Genomic DNA, 18,436 nt, shown 5'->3' with positions numbered 1-18,436 from the left:
GTAAGCCTAATTACACTTGAAAAAACTGTTCGCCATATTCCTGTTGGTTATCCACTTTTTTAATTGGGGTGGCTATATGTTGCTGCAAAATTATATGATGGAGCGATCTGACAGGCACATGAACGAGCTGATAAGCCATAACCTGTACGACCCCAATACGCTTATTGAACTTAAAGTAAAACAAAACTTGCCGGGCATAAACGAGTGGGCCGATTATAAAAATGTAAGCGGGTCTATCCAGCTAAAAAACGCTTGTTATAATTACGTAAAGCTTAAATTCACAAAGGATACCCTTTACGTAATGTGCGTGCCTAATTACGAAAAAACAAAACTGGTAGATAACAACGTTATTTACGCCAAACAAATAAACGATATCCCTACAGATAAAGGAGATAATACCTCGGTAAAAAAAGGTGGCCCGGATAACAAATACGATCACCCACAGTTAGTTATTAATTTTCTTCGGTTCGAAAACATCCCTCCACAGGGTTTTAATAAAATTTATACCATTTCTGTCGATCCCTTTATCCCGATACCGGGTCAGCCCCCCGAAATTTTAGGTTAACTGTAATTTTTTAGCATTCTTATCTATACATGCACGGCATAATTATGCGCTGTGCTGTTGATGCTATTTATTTAACCTATTAATTTCTTTCTCTAAAAAAACTATAATGAAATATTTATACAAAGCCTTGTTGGCTATGGTTATGCTTGCAAGCGTTTACCAGGCACAGGCACAGATAGTAAAAAAGGACACACTTAAGCTTGATAGTGTAATTATCAAAGAATCGCGCAGCAAAAACTTATCAGATGTATCTGGCGCTTATATATTCCCGGGCAAAAAAACCAATATTATTTATGCCAACCCGGGTAAGGCAAACTTAGCGGGCAACAACGCACGTACCTTATTTTCGCAAGTACCGGGCATTAATGTTTGGGAAATGGATGGCGCAGGCTTGCAGCTTAACATTGGTACACGTGGTACTGATATTCACCGCTCTATTGAAACCAATATCAGGCAGAATGGCTACAACACCAACTCGGATGTTGTTGGTTACCCGGAGAACCATTACAATATGCCGTTCCAGGCTATTAGTGAGGTGCAATATGTGCGCGGCGCATCGTCCCTGCAGTTTGGCAGCCAGTTTGGCGGGATGGTCAATTTTAAAATTAAAGAGCCCGATACCACCAAAACCTTTGGCTTAGAAAGTGAGCAAACCGTTGGCAGCAACCGTTTCTTTAATTCTTACAATGCTATTGGCGGCAAAGTGGGTAAGGTGAGCTACTATGCTTACTTTGATGCCCGCAGCGGCGATGGCTGGCGACCAGATGCGGCGTTTAACTACCGTGCATACTACGCCAACATCAAATATCAGTTCAATACAAAAGGCAGCTTGTCGTTTCAGTTCTCACGATCTGATTATGTGCAACAAATTGCGGGTGGTTTAACTGACGATATGTATAATGCCACCAGCAGGCAATCAAACCGTTTCCGTAACTTCTTTAAACCTGCAATTAATATCCCGGCAATAATTTTCAATTATAACTTTAGTAATAATACCCGGTTAGAGGTAACATCGCATGTGCTTTTTGGCGAGCGCAGCAGTGTGCAATTTATAGCACCATCAAACGTAGCCGATATTGTGAACCCTACTTTAGGCACCTACAACCCACGCCAGGTAGACCGCGACCATTATAAAAGCTTTACAACCGAAGCACGTTTGTTACACAACTACAATATTGGAAGCGTACGCAGCACCCTTACTACAGGTTTAAGATATGCTGATGGATCTACCCATCGCCAGCAAAAAGGCGTGGGTACAACTGATAGTGATTTCGATTTGAGCCTGGTTAAAGATTACGGTATAGACCTTGACCTAAACGCCGTTAACTACGCTGCTTTTGCAGAAAACCTTTTCCGTATTACCGATAAATTTTCGGTTACGCCGGGCGTACGTTACGAGGGCATCAAAACAACTATAGATGGTGTGGTGAACAACCGCAGCACCAATGTAAATTACAAACGCGACCGTAGTTTCCCGTTGTTTGGCACCGGCTTACAATATCAGGTTAGCAGCACCACCCAGCTTTATGGTAATGTATCGCAGGCTTACCGCCCATACATTTACGCGGCCGTTACCCCTGCCGATCAACTAACCATTGTTGACCCAAACATGAAAGATAGCCGTGGTTATAACGCCGACCTGGGTTACCGCGGCAAAATAGGCGCCGCTTTAACTTTTGATGTGAACGGCTTTTTTGTACACTATGGCAATCGCCCAGGTACATTAACTGTGCAGGATGCAGGTGGCGCAAATCATTTGTATTTAACCACTATCGGCAACGCTAATGCTAAGGGTATCGAAGCTTACACCGAGCTATCACTTATCCGTGGTTTCAATCCGCAATCCGGTAGTGACCTGCGTTTATTTAATACCCTTGCCTATACACATGGCAGGTACACAAGTGGCAGCATTAACAATGCCGGTGTAAACGTTAGCCTGGCAGGCAACAAAATTGAAGGCACACCAGATTGGACAAACCGTACCGGCCTTACTTATTTAACCAGCCACATAACCACTACTGTATTGTTTAGCTATGTAAGCAAACAGTTTGCCGATGCCAATAACACCACATTTAACCCAACCGGAGCTACAGGTATAGTACCTGCCTATAAACTGGTCGATCTGGCGTTTAACTATCGTTTCCTGAAAAACTACCATGTTAATTTTAACATCAATAACCTAACCGATCAGAAATACTTTACTCGCCGTATAAACATGTACCCGGGCCCCGGTATTTTGCCCAGCGATGGCATCTCGTTTAATATTGGTTTAGGGGTGAAAATTTAAGCCCAGCCCCCCAACCCCCTGAAGGGGAGCCTAATTTATATTATAAACAGAAAGCCCAACTCTTTTCGGAGTTGGGCTTTCTTAGTATTTAAGCGTTTCAAAAGCTCCTCCTTTAGGCAGCTGGGGGGTTAATATGTTCCTTTACTATGGCAAACAACTCAACCAGGTCAAAGGGTTTTTTTAGATACCCGTCCGATAATCCTTCTTTGGCAATTTCGGCTATATTGCTTACCGCCGATACAAGGATCACGGGTATATGGCTCGTTTTAGGGTCTGATTTTAATTCGAAACATAGCTGCTGGCCGTTGGCATCACTTTTCCAGTCGGTAAGCCAGTTGTCTAATAATATCAAGTCGGGTTTGTGCTGGTCTATCGATTTTAATATCCGGGCATTTTCAGATGATATCACTTCATACCCCTCGTTCTCTAATGCGTAAGTAACCGCATCCCTTATATCCTTATCATCCTCAATAACTAAAATTTTCTTAGCCATATTTTATCAATATAAATTCTTATGCCCTAAATATTACAATGGTTTTTCTTTAAAAGCACAACAGTAAACTATAAATATTGTTTATATCCCTATAGGCAAACACTTTCAAACCAATCGGGTTAGTATTTTCACATCGGCAGGTGTTTCTAATAAGGCAGGTGATATGTGCACAAAATACTTATAATGAGCAGTCTCCATATGTCTGCTTAAGGTATCTTCGTCGGCCCATTCTTCCTCAATTACATATTTGGTGGGTTCGTCTTTATACTGGTACAGTTCGTAGGCTAAGCAGCCTTCTTCTTTTAACGATGCTTCAACCAGTTTCTTTAATTCGGTATCAAACGCTACCTCTGCATCTTTTTTGCAGTGCATGTAGGCAAGTAAGCTAATGCTCATGGTAATTGTATTTTAACTACCTAACCTTAAAAACACGCTTATTGTTTATGCGCCAATTGTAATTTTATTCATACAAAAATGCATTTGCAGGTAATTATAGCGGATTTATAGCGGGGCTGATGGGAATTTCTGGTGAGAGATTGTATGCAATTAGTCTTGCTATACCGGCGATGTTGACTTACCCGGTCTTTGCTGCGCTCGACCACCCTCTCTCCGCAAGCGAAAAGAGGGTTTTGAAATCCTTAAACAGCACTAATAATTATATCGCCCCATCCAGGTTAAAGCAATTGCGGCAACGGGCCTCGTAGCTTTCTTTTTCGCCTAATAAGATCTTGCTGTCATCGGGCACTAAACGGTAGGAGTACATGGCCTGCTGCCCGCACTTTACGCATACGGCATGCAGCTTGGTAACCGAATCTGCAATGGCCATTATCTGGGGCATGGTGCCAAATGGGCGGCCCTTAAAATCCATATCTAAACCGGCCACAATAACCCTGACACCGGCATCGGCAAGGGTTTGGCAAACATTGGGAAGCTCATCATCAAAAAACTGGGCTTCGTCAATTCCAACAACTTGTATATGGCTGGCCAAAGGCAAAATTTCGGCTGCTTTACTAACCGCTTTTGAAGGGATAGAATTTAGATTATGTGACACCAGGGCGCTTTTATCGTAGCGTGTATCGGCTACCGGACTAAAAATTTCTACATTTACTTTTGCTATCCGCGCGCGGTTAACCCGCCTTATCAATTCTTCGGTTTTACCCGAAAACATTGACCCACAGATAACTTCAATACTCCCGCCAATTTCATTTCGCCTTTTAAAAACTTCCTCGCTGTACAATCTCTCTAAACTTTTGTGAGGGGCTAATATCAGAATTTTATGCTATTTTTGGTAAGCAATTTCCTAACATTAAAGCCATGAAGCAGCAGGAAGTATTTAGAAAGACCGGCGCAATAATAAAAGAACTAAACGAGCAATATGAGTACCTGCAAAGTACTGCAGACAACCTGAACGACCTGGAACTTGAGCTGTTTGTTGCCAACACCCACTTTTTAAAAGATCATGCCGAAATATTAAGAAAACTGAACCTTCAAAAGGTACAGTTAGAGCATGCCTTACCACCACACATTGAGGAGAAAAAGCCGGAAATACAGAAACCCGTAATTGAAGAGATAAAGACACCCGTTGCCGAAGATTTAAGGCCGGCCGCTGGCGAACCCAAATATTTTGAGCCGCTTGTGCAGCAGGCAAAGCCCGTTATAGACCGAGCACCTTTTAATGCAGGGGCTGCCAAACCGGAACAAGCCGAGCCTGTAAAACCAGCGGTTGAGCCAAGGGTAGAAGAACAACCTGCACCGCAAATAGATCTGCATACCGGCACCGATAAAGACAGCTATTCGTTTGAACGGGAAGAACCCGAAACCATAAAGCACGAATTGGCTATTGATGAGGCTGCTGACTGGGACGAAGAAGAGGAAGTATCTATTGTGGCTGAAAAGGAGGAAGTAAAAACGCCTGTGGTAACACCGGAAAACATTCCGCATAACGGAACGGTTACCCACGATGAAACCGAGCCGCCAAACATCGTGCCTACCAACCCGGAACCGGTTATTGATAACACACCAAAAACCAGCGCCGACGAACCCGCGAAGGAAGAAAAAGTGCTTACATTGAATCAAAGGATGTCGGCGCAATTGAAGGACCGGCAGGGTGCAAGTACACAATCCGTTGAGGCGCCTATAAAAGATTTGAAAGCAGCCATCAGTCTTAATGATAAGCTACTTTTTGTTAAAGACCTGTTTAACGGTTATAGCCTTGCTTACAGCGAAGCTATTGAAATAGTGAACCGCTTTACCAACTTTGAAGAGGCCGACCGTTTCCTGAAAACAAACTATGTTGTAAAGAATAATTGGGAAGGCAAAAAAGCTACTTCGGATAAGTTTTATGCTTTGTTGAAACGCCGTTACGCGTAATTCATCCCCATCCGGTTCGAATCCAGTTTTAGGAGGATAAACAACAGGATGGTAAAGCTCCATAGCGAGGAACCACCATAGCTAATAAATGGCAGCGGAATACCTATTACCGGCATATAACCTATTGCCATAGCTATATTGATAATAACATGGCAGAAGATAATTGATGCCACCCCATAACCATATATCCGGGAGAACGGCGCGCGTTGCCGCTCGGCTATCATTATTATCCTCAGCAGCAAAAACAGGTATAAACCCAGCACTACTACCGAACCTGCAAACCCCCACTCCTCACCTACCGTACAGAAAATGAAATCGGTACTTTGCTCGGGTACAAACGCGTATTTTGTTTGCGTTCCCTGCAAATATCCTTTTCCCCATATCCGGCCGGAGCCTATGGCAATTTTTGATTGGTTTTGATTGTAACCTACACCACGCAGGTCTTTACTCAGGCCCAAAACCTCATCGATACGTACACGCTGGTGTGGTTTTAAACCGTGATAATAAAGTGGTTTAACACAAAATATAAACCCGATAGATAAGACAAGCCCTACAATTAAACTTGCGACAAATTTGCGGTTTCGCCGGCCAAACATAAACAGCAATAATGCTACAATGGCAATCAGCGCGATTATGATAAACCATACATTAACCAACAAAGCCGATATAAACAGTGTAGCCAGCAAGCCTATAATAATAAGGAAGTATACGGATAACCCTTCGCGGTATAATACCAGTATCAATGAACAGAAAACCAGGGTTGAACCATCATCAGGCTGCATTTTAATTAACAGCATAGGCAGGAATATGATCCCCCCGGCTATCAGGAATGATTTGGGGTCGGTTACCTTTACGTTGGTTGCACTAAGGTATCGTGCCAGCAGCAAACATGTGGCAAACTTAGCAAACTCGGATGGTTGCAGCCTAAAACCACCGCCCATATCTATCCATGCCTGGTTACCGCCAACATTACGCCCGGCCACTAAAACAACTGCAAGTAAAACAACCGTTACTACGTAAAAAGCAGGCGCCAGGGCCGATAGGAAACGACTCTCCAGCAAAAGGATCACCGTACCAATAACCAGGGCCGATAGGATGTAGATAAACTGCTTGCCGTATTGCGTGTCAAAATCAAGAATATTGGGATGGTTTTCATCAAACACCGCGGCATGGATATTGAACCAGCCAATAACACACAGCGCTAAATAGATAAGCACGGTTACCCAATCAACATTGAAAAAGAAACTACGCTGGTGATTATTCATCGTCCTTTCGTTTTGGCAGCATCGCGGTTAATACATTACCCAGGCTTTTTTTAGCGGGCTTATTTTGTGCCGATTTAAAGCTGGCTTGTTTTATTGAATCGGCCTTACGCTTTTTAAGCGAATCGGCGGTCGCTTTTTTAAGGCTGTCGGCTTTTAATTTCGCTTTATCGGCAGGCTTTACAATTATCTCCGGTAGCAGGTTTTTCTCTATATAATATTCGGGATAGATACCTGATGGGCGTTTAGTGATGGTATCGCGCAGATACTTCTCTACAATAAAGCTTGCAATAGGCGCTGCCCAGGTACCGCCGTCACCAGAGTTTTCTACCACAACCGCTATCGCGATCTTAGGGTTATCGCGCGGGGCAAAGGCCACAAATAACGAGTGGTTTTTACCATGCGGGTTTTGCGCTGTACCTGTTTTACCGCACATCACAATACCTGGTATTTTTGAGCCCTGCCCTGTACCATAATCTACCACACTTTGCATGCCGTTTATAACGGGTTCAAAATACTGGGCATCTATACCTACATAGTTTTTAACAGTGTATTCATGTTTAATTACCTGCTTATCGCCAATGGCTTTTATTAGATGGGGTTTATAGTAAAACCCGTGGTTGGCTATAGTAGCTTCTATATTGGCCAATTGCAATGGCGTGGCCAGCAGCTCGCCCTGGCCAATGGCCAGCGATGCCACCGTTGTAGACCGCCACCCACCCTTGTGGTAAATTTTATCGTAATACTTGGCAGTAGGCACAAGCCCTTTGCCCTCGCTTGGGATATCTACGCCTAATCGCTCGCCAAAACCAAATTTGTTTACATTGGCTTTCCAGCTGGTGTAACTGTCGTCGGTATTTTTACCGCCCTGCGCATTAAGCACCTTGGCGAATACCATGTTAAAATACCCGTTGCATGAGCCGGCAATGGCACCTGCCAAATTAACCGTGCCGTGTACGTGCGTACATTTAACCCTATGATTACCAGCCATATAATAACCTATGCAGTTATACGTATCAGATGGTTTGATGAGTCCCTCTTGCAGGCCTATCAAAGCGCTTAATGGCTTAAAAGATGAGCCCGGCGGATAGTATGCCTGTACCGGGCGGGTAAAGAATGGCTTGTATGGGTCTTTATATAGTTTGGCGGCATTGTTACCACGCTGGCGCCCTACTAACAGGTTTGGATCGTAGGTGGGGCTGCTTACAAAACAAAGTATTTCGCCGGTTGATGGTTCAATGGCTACTATACTGCCTACTTTGTTTGTCATCAGTTTTTCACCCAGCTTCTGGATCCTCATATCAAGCGATGAGATCAAACGCTCGCCGGCAACCGCGGCGGTATCATAAGCGCCGTTGGCATAACTGCCTTTGGGTGTGTTATGTGAGTCGTATATTAAATTACGCACCCCGCGCTGGCCGCGTAATGTGCTCTCATATGATTTTTCCACCCCGGTTATACCTACATAATCGCCAGGAGTATAATAACCGCCTGATCGTTTTATAATGGCATCAGTAACCTCGCCAATGTATCCTAAAAATTGCGAAGCTGCCGAATCAGGATAGGTACGTACCGATCTTAGTTGGGGGTAAAACCCCGGGAACTCTGAAAGTCGTTCCTGAAAAGAGGCGTATGCCTGTACCGATAACTGTTTTTCAAACACCGATGCTCTTACGGGCGAGTAAACTTTTGCCTTTGCAAACCGCTTGTCGAAACCCTCTTTATCGATATCCAATAATTTACAAAATTCAACCGTATCAAATGGTTTTACCTGTTTTGGTATCACCATTATATCATATATAGGTTCGTTTTGTACCATTATTTTGCCGGTACGGTCAAGGATAGGGCCGCGGGCGGGGTACTGTATAATACGGCGCATCACATTATTTTGCGCGTATAAAAAATATCGGTCGTCAACCACCTGTATGTAAAACAACCGTGCAAGCAATACTAATATCAGGGCTATAAATATCCCCGCTATAACATATCTCCGCTCAAAAAAACTATTCATTATTTACGCTCTTTCTTTTTGAAAAACAACAAACCCGAAAGCAACATTAAAAATACTGTAAATACTGAACTCAATAAAAAGCGACTTAGTGTGTAACCTATCTCTGTAAACTTAAAAACCTCCAGGTTAAACAAAAAGAAATGATGGAATAGTGTAAGTATAAGCGCATAGGTAAAAAACCACCTGAAGCCCATAATGCTAAGAGTAGGTTCGGGTTCGTTATCAAAGCCATCTTTTTGTACCGTTATGCTAATGAATAGCACCCTTACAAAGGCCAGTAAAGTGCATGCCGCGGCATGCAGGCCCGGTGTATCATAAAAAGCATCAATAGTTAAACCTAATATAAACGATAATACAAAAAGTACCAGGTTTGGCGTTTCAAACGGCAGCAGCACTATGAACAGAATGTACAGGTAAGGGGTTGACAGGTTGTAAAGCGTAATGTTTTTCAACAGGAAAACCTGCAGCAAAACCAGCATTACAAAGCGTATCAGGTTTATTAAAATTATCCTACTCATCTGGTTTTATCTCCTGTGCTTCTAATTTAGTTTGCTCAAGGGCAAACTTATTTACAACCACGTACACATACTCAAGTTTACTAAAATCAACAGCAAGGGCAACCTCCATATTCAGGAAAAACCCTCCACCTTTGGTTGTAAGTTTACTTACCTTACCCAAGGGTATGCCTGCCGGGAACAGCGAAAGATCTGATGTTACTACCATTTCGCCAATTTTTGGCTGGGCGTTATTTGATACTTCTCCCAGTAAGCCCTTACGCGGGTTTAGGTCTTCGCTCCATTGCAAATATCCAATTTCTTTACTATTGGCCAGCATGGCGCTAAAGCGTGTATCTTTATGCAGTAAGGATTGTACAACGGCCATGTGCTCGCCCACAAACATTACTTTGCCCACCACGCCCTGGCCGTTTATTACACCCATGCCTTTTACAAGGCCATCATGGCTACCCCGGCTAATGGTTAAATAATTATTTCTTTTGTTGATAGAATTACTGATAACCTGGGCTTCGATATAAGTATACTGCTGCTTATAAATAGTATCAGTTACGCTATGTTTTGCAACGGTATCAACATATTTTGATGACCGCAGCTGATTACGCAATTCGGCGTTCTCTTTAGCCAGCCTGTCGTTAACATCCTTTAGCGATAAATAACCTTTAAACTCATTTACCTTAGCGTATAAATTACCGGTTACCTGGTTAGTGCTGTTTATAAAAGTAGCTTTTTGAAAAGAATTGTATTTAACATAGATAAGCAGCGAACTTATCTCAAAAATAAGAAACAGGAAGAATGCGTTGTACTTGGTGATAAATATCAGGAGGTTACGCATGCCGATTAGATATGAGAAGTGAGATGTGAGATATGAGACCGAAGAAAATTATATTTCTCATGTCTCACATCTAATATCTCACGTCTAAAAATTATTGCATTAAAAATTTAAAGTTGCCTATATTCTTAAGGGCTGTACCGGTACCGCGTACAACAGCGCGAAGCGGATCTTCGGCAACGTGTACAGGTAATTTGGTTTTGGCAGCCACACGTTTATCAAGTCCGCGTAATAATGCACCGCCACCCGTAAGGTAAATACCGGTCTGGTATATGTCCGCAGAAAGCTCTGGCGGGGTAATCTCCAATGCTTTTAAAATAGCTTCCTCTATTTTAGAGATAGATTTATCAAGGCAATGCGCAATTTCGGTATATGATACGGTGATTTGTTTCGGAACACCGGTCATCAGGTCACGTCCTTGTACCGCAAAATCTGCAGGTGGCTCAGAAAGCTCCGGAAGAGCTGCACCTACTTCAATTTTTATTTTCTCGGCAGTACGGTCACCAATCATGATGTTATGCTGACGACGGATGTATTGAACGATATCGGAGTCGAAGTTATCACCCGCAACACGGATAGACTGATCGCAAACGATACCTGACAAAGCGATAACCGCTATCTCGGTAGTACCGCCACCAATATCAATGATCATGTTACCCATAGGCTCTTCTACGTCGATACCGATACCTACGGCTGCTGCCATTGGTTCGTATATCAGGTAAACCTCTTTAGCGCCTGCAATTTCGGCGCTATCGCGTACGGCACGTTTTTCAACCTCGGTAATACCCGATGGGATACAGATAACCATACGTAACGATGGGAAAAACCATCCTTTACCCTGGTTGATCATTTTTATCATACCACGAATCATTAATTCAGCGGCGTTAAAGTCGGCAATTACACCATCTTTTAGCGGGCGCACGGTACGAATGTTATCGTGGGTTTTACCCTCCATTTGCATGGCCTGGCGGCCAATGGCTATAACCTTATTGGTTGTACGGTCAAAAGCTACTATTGATGGTTCATCAACAACAACTTTATCATTATGTATAATAAGGGTATTTGCGGTACCTAAATCAATAGCAATCTCTTGTGTAAAAAAATTAAATAAACCCATGTGGCGTATATTTCAAATAATCTGCAAAGTTAATATTAAGACTATACCGGCACCAACTATTCATTGGTGCTGTATTTGTGTAAATTAGTAATTAATAACTCTAATTTTGTGGAATTAGTGTATTTAATTAGTGTTTAAAGTGACGCACACCTGTAGTAACCATGGCAATGCCTTTTTGATTACACATATTGATAGAATCCTGATCTTTTATTGACCCGCCTGGTTGTAAAACTGCTGTAATGCCTGCATCCGCAGCTATCTCTACACAATCAGGGAAAGGGAAGAAAGCATCTGATGCCATAACCGCGCCTTTCAGATCAAAACCAAAGCTTTCTGCTTTAACAATAGCCTGTTTCAAAGAATCAACCCTTGAAGTTTGGCCAACACCACTTGCCATTAACTGGTTGTTTTTAGCAAAAACAATTGTGTTTGATTTTGTATGCTTAACCACTTTATTAGCAAAATACAGGTCTCTCAGCTCGTGCTCGGTTGCCTGTTTAACGGTAACCGCTTTCATTTGTGCCGGGCCTTCAACAACAAGATCCTTGTCCTGCTCTATTACTCCGTTCAGCAAGGTTTTAAACTGCTTAAGCGGCAGTTCAACCCGGTTACGGATCAGCACTATACGGTTCTTTTTAGCCTGTAATATTTCCAGGGCTTCATCAGTATAAGCCGGTGCTATCAGTACCTCGTAAAAGATCTTGTCAATTTCTGTAGCGGTTGCGGCGTCAATTTCATCATTGGCAATGATAACACCACCAAAAGCAGAAACCGGATCGCAAGCCAAAGCATCTATCCAGGCTTCTTTAATGAATGAACGGGTAGCAATACCACAGGCATTTGTATGTTTTAATATAGCGATGGTAGGCTCGGTAAATTCATCTATCAAAGCTACAGCCGCATCAACGTCAACCAGGTTATTGTACGAAAGCTCTTTACCATTCAGTTTAGTGAACATGGCATCAAGGTTACCGTAGAAAGTACCTTTTTGATGCGGATTTTCGCCGTAACGTAAAACCTGGCTTGTTTGGATGCTTTGTTTAAAAACAGGCATCGGCTCGCTTTGGTCAAAGTATTGGAAAATATGGGTATCGTAGTTTGATGATATGTTGAATGCTTTTTGAGCAAAACGGCGGCGCTGGTCAATAGTGGTTGCGCCTTCCTGTGCCTTTAAGATCTCTTCAAGTTCGGTATAATCGTTCTTTGATGCCACGATAACCACATCCTTAAAGTTTTTAGCCGCTGCGCGGATAAGGGATATACCACCAATGTCGATCTTCTCGATGATGTCCTCTTGTCCGGCACCCGAGTTAACGGTTTCCTCGAAGGGATAAAGGTCAACAATTACCAGGTCAATTTCGGGTATTTCGTACTGGGCCAATTGCTGCTCATCGCTGTCAAAACTTCTGCGTGCCAAAATACCGCCAAACACCTTTGGGTGCAGGGTTTTTACACGACCACCCAATATAGATGGGTATGAGGTAAGGTCCTCAACGGCAATAACATCAACACCCAGGTCGCGTATAAAAGTTTCGGTACCACCGGTAGAATAGATCTTCACACCAAGGCGGTTCAACTCATGAATTATAGGCTCAAGGTTGTCTTTGTAATAAACAGAAATAAGCGCGTTTTTTATTTGAACAGAATGACTCATTACAACAGGGAATTTTTGAGCCGCAAAGGTAAGGAATTGAGTTTAGTTAATTTAGATTAATTGCATTATTTTTAACGACTTGCATAGTTATATTAAAATATAACACCAGATATTATGACTGAATACGTTAATACCAATGAAACTTTAAAAATACCGTTGAGCAAAGGCAAACTTGTATTGCTACTTGCAGGCGCGTTGTTGTTTGTAATATTGGGTTTGTGGTTCATAAAACAACCGGAAATTTTTAGGAAGGGCGTAGCACTAATTATTGTTATTGGCTACGCGGCAGTAATTTTTTTTGGAATTTCCGCGATATTTATTTTTAGGAAGCTTTTTGATACAAAAGCAGGAATAATATTAGACGACAAAGGTATCCATGATAATTCCGGCGGAGTATCGGCAGGATTTATTCCCTGGGGGAATATAACTAATATCAGCACCATTGAAGTAAGCAGGCAGAAACTGATCATGATAGAGGTAAGCACCCCGGATGATTACATTAACCGACAAACCAATTATATCGCCAAAAAAGCGGCGGCCATAAACCATAAAATGTATGGTTCGCCAATTAGCATAACCGCAACTTCTTTAAAATACAGCTTTGATGATCTGTATTATACTTTAAGAAAGAGGTGGCAGCAAAATATCAGCGCGTCTGAACTATAGAACTACGAACGCATCTTCTTCAACAAATTCTCTATCACCTTCGGGAAATGCTGATGTTCTAATTGCTGACCTTTAAATTTTACCATTTCCAAATTATCGCCCGGTTCAATTTTAAAGCGCGACTGGTGGATGATCTCGCCTTCATCAAACTGGGTGTTAACGAAGTGTATGGTAATGCCCGATTCTTCTTCGCCGGCTTCTAATATGGCTTTATGAACGTTATCGCCATACATACCCTTACCGCCAAACTTTGGCAGCAGCGCCGGGTGCAGATTAATGATCTTGTTGGGGAAAGCGTTTAATAGGCTTGGCGGTACCAGCCATAAAAAGCCGGCAAGTACTATAATATCTACCTGCAGGTTTTTCAACAGACTTATTACATCGTCGGTATCATAAAACTCGTGGCGGGTAAATATGTGAGATGGTATCTCAAAGTTATCTGCACGCTGTAAAACGTAGGCTTGTGGGTTGTTGGTGAGTATCAATACAACTTCGGCATCGGCATTACGCTTAAAATGCTCCATAATTTTTTGAGCATTTGACCCAGAACCCGAAGCAAAAATGGCAATTCTCTTTTTCAAAATATTTGGTAGCTTTTGTTATGCAAAATATAAATTTTTATCTTATTATTTAGTAACTACCGGCTTTATCCTTGTAAACCCATACCTTCTTATCGTTCTTTCATCATTAGCGTTGTAATAAGGTTGAATATCGCCTGTTTCAAATACCAAAGAAAACTCCCCAAGGTTAATGAGGTGCGCGTTAATAAACGGCTGAGTAGTACCTGCTGTAGTACCTGTCGGATAGGTTATATCTGCAAATAAATAAAGTTTGGTATCTGATAGTGACCATTTCCCTGCTACCGTACCCGACTTACAATCAAAATTGGAATAGGTGCAGGTCATATCGTTATTAAAGGTAAAAATTTGGGTGGTATCGCATGTTATCGTATCAACCGATAATTGCGAATCTCCAAGATAATGGTACTGCATTATCGAACCTAATTGCCACACGCCTGCGGTAAATAAACTGGGCACGCTGGTTTGCTTATCTTTTTTACACGAGTTGATAAAAAGGCTTAAACCCAGTAAACCGGTTAGTAAAAAAAATAATTTTTTGTTCTTCATTAAGCTACAAAGATAGTTTAGTTAAGCAATTTCAAAAACTGCTTTATTATAACTGTTTATATCGTTAAATATTTTCGGGGCAGGATATTTATAAGCATTACTTAAGCCGCTATATTTGTGCTATGCGTATACCTTACCAGCAGCTTAAAGCCGAATTTAACCGGGTGCTTACCCGTCTTGATATAAAAGATAATATTGCCGATGCCTGCGCAACCATTTTTGCCGATAACAGTCGCGATGGCGTGTACAGCCATGGACTTAACCGCTTCCCTACATTTATAGAATATATAAAGGAGGGATTGGTACTGCCCGATGCTACGCCTGCCAAAGTAAGCTCTTTTGGGGCTATAGAACAATGGGACGGCAACCTTGCCCCCGGCATGCTGAACGCGCAATTTTGTATGGATAGGGCCATTAATCTTGCGAAGGATAACGGCATTGGCTGTGTTGCCATAAAAAACACCAACCACTGGATGCGCGGCGGCACCTACGGCTTGCAGGCTGCCGAAGCGGGTTATATAGGCATCTGCTTTACCAATACCATTGCCAACCTGCCCCCATGGGGCGGTACCGAACCGCGTTTAGGGAACAACCCACTTATTATTGCTGTGCCCCGCCAGGGTGGGCATGTAGTATTAGATATGGCCATCTCCCAATATTCGTTTGGTAAGCTTTGGCAGTATGAAGCGCAGCATAAGGAACTGCCTGTACCGGGTGGGTATGACAATGAGGGCAATTTAAGCACCGATGCTGCCGCAATACTGGCAACCAAACGCGCATTACCAATCGGTTTCTGGAAGGGTTCGGGGTTATCATTGGTGCTGGATCTTTTAACTACCCTATTAAGTGGCGGCGACTCGACTTCGGTAATCACCCAATCAGGAAGAAAAGAAACCGGTGTATCGCAGGTTTTTATTTGTATAAAAACTGATAATGATAAAAATGCCCTGTTGATTGATGAGATAATTAATTACACCAAAACCGGGAACGGCGAAAGCCATAACGAGATTCTCTTCCCCGGTGAGAACATGTTGCGCACAAGGGAGCAAAGTTTAAAAGAAGGGGTTTGGGTTGATGAAAGGGCCTGGGAGAAAGTGAAGGCGTTGTAACCTCACTCACAATCATGTCATTTCGAACGAGGTACGGGGAGAAATCTTGTTCGAGCAGTAAGTCTAGACGGGATAAGCCTCACAACCAAATAATGCCAAATTTATTTCGGCATCTATCATGCTTAGTGTGCTACTATTAATTGGCCTGCTCAATTGCCGCGGAGGGCTACTACTTTTTGCTTGATCAAAAAGTAGCAAAAAATCAAGTCGGCAAAAAGGCTTCTTTGCCGCACAGGGCCTTTGCCCTGCAAACCGGGCAGAACCACGGGCTGGAATCTTTTGCCCTACTGTCGTTCGCTCTTGCCTCCCGCTTCAGCAAAATTTCCTATGCCCCTACAGCCGCACAAGGTCACCACTGTTCTGCCCCGCTTTCGCCCGAAGCTGTTTTGCCGACAGGGAGAAAAGAAAGAATCCTGTAAATCACCCGTCGTCTCTTTTTAACTTGTCATCCTGAGCGATAGCGAAGGATCTGTTAGCGAACTTTGCCTATCGAAATTGCATATCGGCGATTAGATGCTTCACGATGTTCAGCATGACAAAAGGGGCATTCTGCGTTAGGGATAGGAGTGGATACCGGCACTTCGACAGGCTCAGTGTGACAGGTGCGCTTAATGCCTGTGCGCGTATGAGCGGAAAGCCCGGGCCGCAGGCAACGCCATTATAAATACTATTCTATCAGCCCTTCAAACTTTTCCCAGAAACCATCTTTGGGTAGTGGCGCTACAATCAATATAGGTTCGTTTTTTACGGGGTGGATAAATTGCAGTCGGCGGGCATGCAGGCAAATACTTTTGCGCAGGCTACCGCGCGGATAGCCGTATTTATTATCACCTACTATGGGGCAGCCTAAGGTAGATAGCTGCACCCTTATCTGATGCGGTCGGCCTGTTATGGGGTCTACCTCTATTACATAATAACCATCACGCTCGCCTACCAGTTTGTAATTCAGCTCAGACCGTTGGCTGCCCTGCACTTCTTTATCGTGAGCTTTGGTAACGTTTTTCTGTGGATTTTTTATCAGGTAATGCACCAGGTTACCGGCTTCGGGCTGCGGGCGCTGGCGTACAATAGCATAATAAGTTTTATGCATTTCGCGGCCTTTAAACATTTTGTTGATCCGCTCTAAAGCCTTACTGGTTTTAGCAAACAGGATAACACCGCTCACCGGCCTATCCAAACGGTGAACAACCCCCAGGAACGCGCCATTTGGCTTGTTATATTTTTTGGCTATATATCTTTTAACCTTCTCATCCAGGGATTCATCCCCGGTATCATCAACCTGCACAATATCCCCCGCACGCTTATTCACCGCTATAAGGTGATTGTCCTCGTACAGTATATCAGCGTCGGTAATATCTTTACTTATATAATTAAACTCTGGTCGCGCCATTCAATTTTAGAATTACGATTTTAGATTTACGATTTGCAAATCAAAGCCCCCTCTCCAAAGGAGAGGGCTGGGGTGAGGCCTAATACTCTTCCTTCTCGTTAGGGAAGGTTTTTGCTTTAACATCGCCAACGTAGTTGGTAATAGCATCGTTCATTACATCAAACAGGTTGGCATACTGGCGTAAAAAACGGGGTTTAAAGCCTTTATTTATACCCAGCATATCGTGTATCACCAAAACCTGCCCGTCGCAATGCTGTCCTGCACCAATACCTATAGTTGGGATATGGATCGATTTACTTACTTCGGTAGCCAGTTTGGCCGGTATTTTCTCTAACACTATACCAAAACAACCCAACTCCTGCAATTTTAAAGCATCTTCTTTTAATTTTTCGGCTTCGGCTTCTTCTTTGGCCCTAACGGTATAGGTGCCAAATTTATATATGGATTGCGGGGTTAAACCCAGGTGGCCCATTACGGGTATGCCTGCGGTTAAGATCCTGCTTACCGATTCTGCAATTTCTACACCACCTTCTAATTTAACACCATGCGCGCCGGCTTCCTTCATAATGCGGATGGCCGAAGCTAATGCCTCTTTTGAATTACCCTGGTACGAACCAAAGGGCAGGTCGACAATTACCAGCGCACGTTTGGCTGCACGTACTACTGATGATGCGTGATAGATCATCTGATCTAAAGTTATTGGTAGCGTGGTTTCGTGCCCCGCCATTACGTTTGAGGCCGAATCGCCGACCAGGATAATATCCGTACCGGCATTATCTACAATGGTGGCCATCGAAAAATCGTAGGCTGTAAGCATGGCTATCTTTTCGCCACGGTTCTTCATTTCCTGCAAAATATGCGTGGTAATGCGTTTAACTTCCTTGTTTACCGACATGGTATATTTTTAGTTTTGTATGGCAAAGGTAGTTTTTGTATTTCGGATTTTTAGATTTACGATTTTAGATTTACCGCTCAACCTATCAATTAGATATATAAGTTAATTCGTCAATTCCCGGCAATATTCTAATAATCTAAAATCGT

Annotated in this window: 19 protein-coding genes; 6 read left to right on the top strand and 13 right to left on the bottom strand. The window is 43.0% G+C overall.

Features of this window, described 5'->3' with window-relative positions:
• Nucleotides 1–16: 16 nt before the first annotated feature.
• A complete protein-coding gene (locus NPE20_RS11140) occupies nucleotides 17–565 on the top strand; it encodes a hypothetical protein (RefSeq protein ID WP_256538730.1) in 549 nt (182 codons plus the stop codon).
• 106 nt (nucleotides 566–671) lie between these two features.
• A complete protein-coding gene (locus tag NPE20_RS11135; RefSeq protein WP_256538729.1) occupies nucleotides 672–2,852 on the top strand; it encodes a TonB-dependent receptor family protein in 2,181 nt (726 codons plus the stop codon).
• A gap of 112 nt (nucleotides 2,853–2,964) precedes the next feature.
• Here the strand turns inward: NPE20_RS11135 and NPE20_RS11130 are convergent, their stop codons facing one another.
• From NPE20_RS11130 to NPE20_RS11120, 3 genes are all read right to left on the bottom strand, one after another.
• Complete coding sequence (locus NPE20_RS11130) at nucleotides 2,965–3,345, bottom strand: response regulator transcription factor (RefSeq protein WP_256538728.1); 381 nt, start codon at nucleotides 3,343–3,345, stop codon at nucleotides 2,965–2,967.
• Nucleotides 3,346–3,450: 105 nt separating this feature from the next.
• Nucleotides 3,451–3,741 carry a putative quinol monooxygenase gene (locus NPE20_RS11125; protein ID WP_256538727.1) on the bottom strand — a complete coding sequence of 97 codons (291 nt, stop codon included), beginning with the start codon at nucleotides 3,739–3,741 and terminating at the stop codon, nucleotides 3,451–3,453.
• Nucleotides 3,742–4,000: 259 nt separating this feature from the next.
• Complete coding sequence (locus NPE20_RS11120) at nucleotides 4,001–4,582, bottom strand: thymidine kinase (RefSeq protein WP_256538726.1); 582 nt, start codon at nucleotides 4,580–4,582, stop codon at nucleotides 4,001–4,003.
• Between the two features lie 77 nt (nucleotides 4,583–4,659).
• Here NPE20_RS11120 and NPE20_RS11115 point away from each other — a divergent pair, with 77 nt between their 5' ends.
• Nucleotides 4,660–5,715: a DUF8457 domain-containing protein gene (locus tag NPE20_RS11115; protein WP_256538725.1), complete on the top strand. Its 1,056-nt coding sequence runs from the start codon at nucleotides 4,660–4,662 to the stop codon at nucleotides 5,713–5,715.
• On the opposite strand, the gene rodA is transcribed toward NPE20_RS11115, so the two are convergent.
• The 6 genes from rodA to purH all read right to left on the bottom strand — a co-directional run bounded on the left by rodA (nucleotide 5,706) and on the right by purH (nucleotide 13,103).
• Complete coding sequence (rodA, locus tag NPE20_RS11110) at nucleotides 5,706–6,980, bottom strand: rod shape-determining protein RodA (RefSeq protein WP_256538724.1); 1,275 nt, start codon at nucleotides 6,978–6,980, stop codon at nucleotides 5,706–5,708. The two genes, NPE20_RS11115 and rodA, sit on opposite strands and share 10 nt — an antisense overlap.
• The gene (mrdA, locus tag NPE20_RS11105; RefSeq protein ID WP_256538723.1) at nucleotides 6,973–8,988 is read right to left on the bottom strand and encodes a penicillin-binding protein 2; all 2,016 of its coding nucleotides are present in this window, start codon (nucleotides 8,986–8,988) and stop codon (nucleotides 6,973–6,975) included. Before mrdA ends, rodA begins: the two co-directional genes overlap by 8 nt.
• Entirely contained in the window at nucleotides 8,988–9,506 is a 519-nt protein-coding gene (gene mreD, locus NPE20_RS11100) for a rod shape-determining protein MreD (RefSeq protein WP_256538722.1), read from the bottom strand. Before mreD ends, mrdA begins: the two co-directional genes overlap by 1 nt.
• The gene (gene mreC / locus NPE20_RS11095) at nucleotides 9,499–10,335 is read right to left on the bottom strand and encodes a rod shape-determining protein MreC (RefSeq protein ID WP_256538721.1); all 837 of its coding nucleotides are present in this window, start codon (nucleotides 10,333–10,335) and stop codon (nucleotides 9,499–9,501) included. The genes mreD and mreC overlap by 8 nt, the downstream gene beginning before the upstream one ends.
• 91 nt (nucleotides 10,336–10,426) lie before the next feature.
• Nucleotides 10,427–11,449, bottom strand: a complete 1,023-nt coding sequence (locus NPE20_RS11090) for a rod shape-determining protein (protein ID WP_067054626.1) — start codon at nucleotides 11,447–11,449, stop codon at nucleotides 10,427–10,429.
• Between the two features lie 127 nt (nucleotides 11,450–11,576).
• On the bottom strand, nucleotides 11,577–13,103 hold the full coding sequence (gene purH / locus NPE20_RS11085; RefSeq protein WP_256538720.1) for a bifunctional phosphoribosylaminoimidazolecarboxamide formyltransferase/IMP cyclohydrolase: 1,527 nt from the start codon (nucleotides 13,101–13,103) through the stop codon (nucleotides 11,577–11,579).
• A gap of 114 nt (nucleotides 13,104–13,217) precedes the next feature.
• Here purH and NPE20_RS11080 point away from each other — a divergent pair, with 114 nt between their 5' ends.
• Nucleotides 13,218–13,769: an STM3941 family protein gene (locus tag NPE20_RS11080; protein ID WP_256538719.1), complete on the top strand. Its 552-nt coding sequence runs from the start codon at nucleotides 13,218–13,220 to the stop codon at nucleotides 13,767–13,769.
• A 2-nt stretch (nucleotides 13,770–13,771) separates the two neighbouring features.
• Here the strand turns inward: NPE20_RS11080 and purN are convergent, their stop codons facing one another.
• Together purN and NPE20_RS11070 are read right to left on the bottom strand one after the other, a co-directional pair.
• A complete protein-coding gene (gene purN / locus NPE20_RS11075) occupies nucleotides 13,772–14,350 on the bottom strand; it encodes a phosphoribosylglycinamide formyltransferase (RefSeq protein WP_256538718.1) in 579 nt (192 codons plus the stop codon).
• Between the two features lie 45 nt (nucleotides 14,351–14,395).
• Entirely contained in the window at nucleotides 14,396–14,896 is a 501-nt protein-coding gene (locus NPE20_RS11070; RefSeq protein ID WP_256538717.1) for a hypothetical protein, read from the bottom strand.
• Between the two features lie 122 nt (nucleotides 14,897–15,018).
• On the opposite strand from NPE20_RS11070, the gene yiaK reads away from it, so the two are divergent.
• Together yiaK and NPE20_RS11060 are read left to right on the top strand one after the other, a co-directional pair.
• Nucleotides 15,019–16,005: a 3-dehydro-L-gulonate 2-dehydrogenase gene (gene yiaK, locus NPE20_RS11065; RefSeq protein WP_256538716.1), complete on the top strand. Its 987-nt coding sequence runs from the start codon at nucleotides 15,019–15,021 to the stop codon at nucleotides 16,003–16,005.
• 140 nt (nucleotides 16,006–16,145) lie between these two features.
• Nucleotides 16,146–16,424, top strand: coding sequence for a hypothetical protein (locus NPE20_RS11060; RefSeq protein WP_256538715.1), 279 nt, complete (start codon nucleotides 16,146–16,148; stop codon nucleotides 16,422–16,424).
• A 248-nt stretch (nucleotides 16,425–16,672) separates the two neighbouring features.
• On the opposite strand, the gene NPE20_RS11055 is transcribed toward NPE20_RS11060, so the two are convergent.
• Nucleotides 16,673–17,395 carry an RluA family pseudouridine synthase gene (locus NPE20_RS11055; RefSeq protein ID WP_256538714.1) on the bottom strand — a complete coding sequence of 241 codons (723 nt, stop codon included), beginning with the start codon at nucleotides 17,393–17,395 and terminating at the stop codon, nucleotides 16,673–16,675.
• Between the two features lie 79 nt (nucleotides 17,396–17,474).
• Complete coding sequence (gene panB / locus NPE20_RS11050) at nucleotides 17,475–18,290, bottom strand: 3-methyl-2-oxobutanoate hydroxymethyltransferase (RefSeq protein WP_256538713.1); 816 nt, start codon at nucleotides 18,288–18,290, stop codon at nucleotides 17,475–17,477.
• Nucleotides 18,291–18,436: the final 146 nt, after the last annotated feature.

Origin of the sequence: Mucilaginibacter aquariorum (assembly GCF_024498135.1) — a bacterium.
GTDB classification, from domain to species: Bacteria; Bacteroidota; Bacteroidia; order Sphingobacteriales; family Sphingobacteriaceae; genus Mucilaginibacter; species Mucilaginibacter aquariorum.
The sequence above is the reverse complement of the archived record's forward strand: the minus strand, read 5'-3'. Positions and strand labels throughout refer to the sequence as shown.

What these genes read in the sequence shown, in the direction of transcription:
- NPE20_RS11135 (WP_256538729.1), top strand. Translation starts at nt 672, where the DNA reads ATGAAATATTTATACAAAGCCTTGTTGGCTATGGTTATGCTTGCAAGC.
- NPE20_RS11130 (WP_256538728.1), bottom strand. Translation starts at nt 3,345, where the DNA reads ATGGCTAAGAAAATTTTAGTTATTGAGGATGATAAGGATATAAGGGAT.
- NPE20_RS11125 (WP_256538727.1), bottom strand. Translation starts at nt 3,741, where the DNA reads ATGAGCATTAGCTTACTTGCCTACATGCACTGCAAAAAAGATGCAGAG.
- NPE20_RS11115 (WP_256538725.1), top strand. Translation starts at nt 4,660, where the DNA reads ATGAAGCAGCAGGAAGTATTTAGAAAGACCGGCGCAATAATAAAAGAA.
- rodA (WP_256538724.1), bottom strand. Translation starts at nt 6,980, where the DNA reads ATGAATAATCACCAGCGTAGTTTCTTTTTCAATGTTGATTGGGTAACC.
- mrdA (WP_256538723.1), bottom strand. Translation starts at nt 8,988, where the DNA reads ATGAATAGTTTTTTTGAGCGGAGATATGTTATAGCGGGGATATTTATA.
- mreD (WP_256538722.1), bottom strand. Translation starts at nt 9,506, where the DNA reads ATGAGTAGGATAATTTTAATAAACCTGATACGCTTTGTAATGCTGGTT.
- mreC (WP_256538721.1), bottom strand. Translation starts at nt 10,335, where the DNA reads ATGCGTAACCTCCTGATATTTATCACCAAGTACAACGCATTCTTCCTG.
- NPE20_RS11090 (WP_067054626.1), bottom strand. Translation starts at nt 11,449, where the DNA reads ATGGGTTTATTTAATTTTTTTACACAAGAGATTGCTATTGATTTAGGT.
- purH (WP_256538720.1), bottom strand. Translation starts at nt 13,103, where the DNA reads ATGAGTCATTCTGTTCAAATAAAAAACGCGCTTATTTCTGTTTATTAC.
- NPE20_RS11080 (WP_256538719.1), top strand. Translation starts at nt 13,218, where the DNA reads ATGACTGAATACGTTAATACCAATGAAACTTTAAAAATACCGTTGAGC.
- NPE20_RS11070 (WP_256538717.1), bottom strand. Translation starts at nt 14,896, where the DNA reads ATGAAGAACAAAAAATTATTTTTTTTACTAACCGGTTTACTGGGTTTA.
- yiaK (WP_256538716.1), top strand. Translation starts at nt 15,019, where the DNA reads ATGCGTATACCTTACCAGCAGCTTAAAGCCGAATTTAACCGGGTGCTT.
- NPE20_RS11055 (WP_256538714.1), bottom strand. Translation starts at nt 17,395, where the DNA reads ATGGCGCGACCAGAGTTTAATTATATAAGTAAAGATATTACCGACGCT.
- panB (WP_256538713.1), bottom strand. Translation starts at nt 18,290, where the DNA reads ATGTCGGTAAACAAGGAAGTTAAACGCATTACCACGCATATTTTGCAG.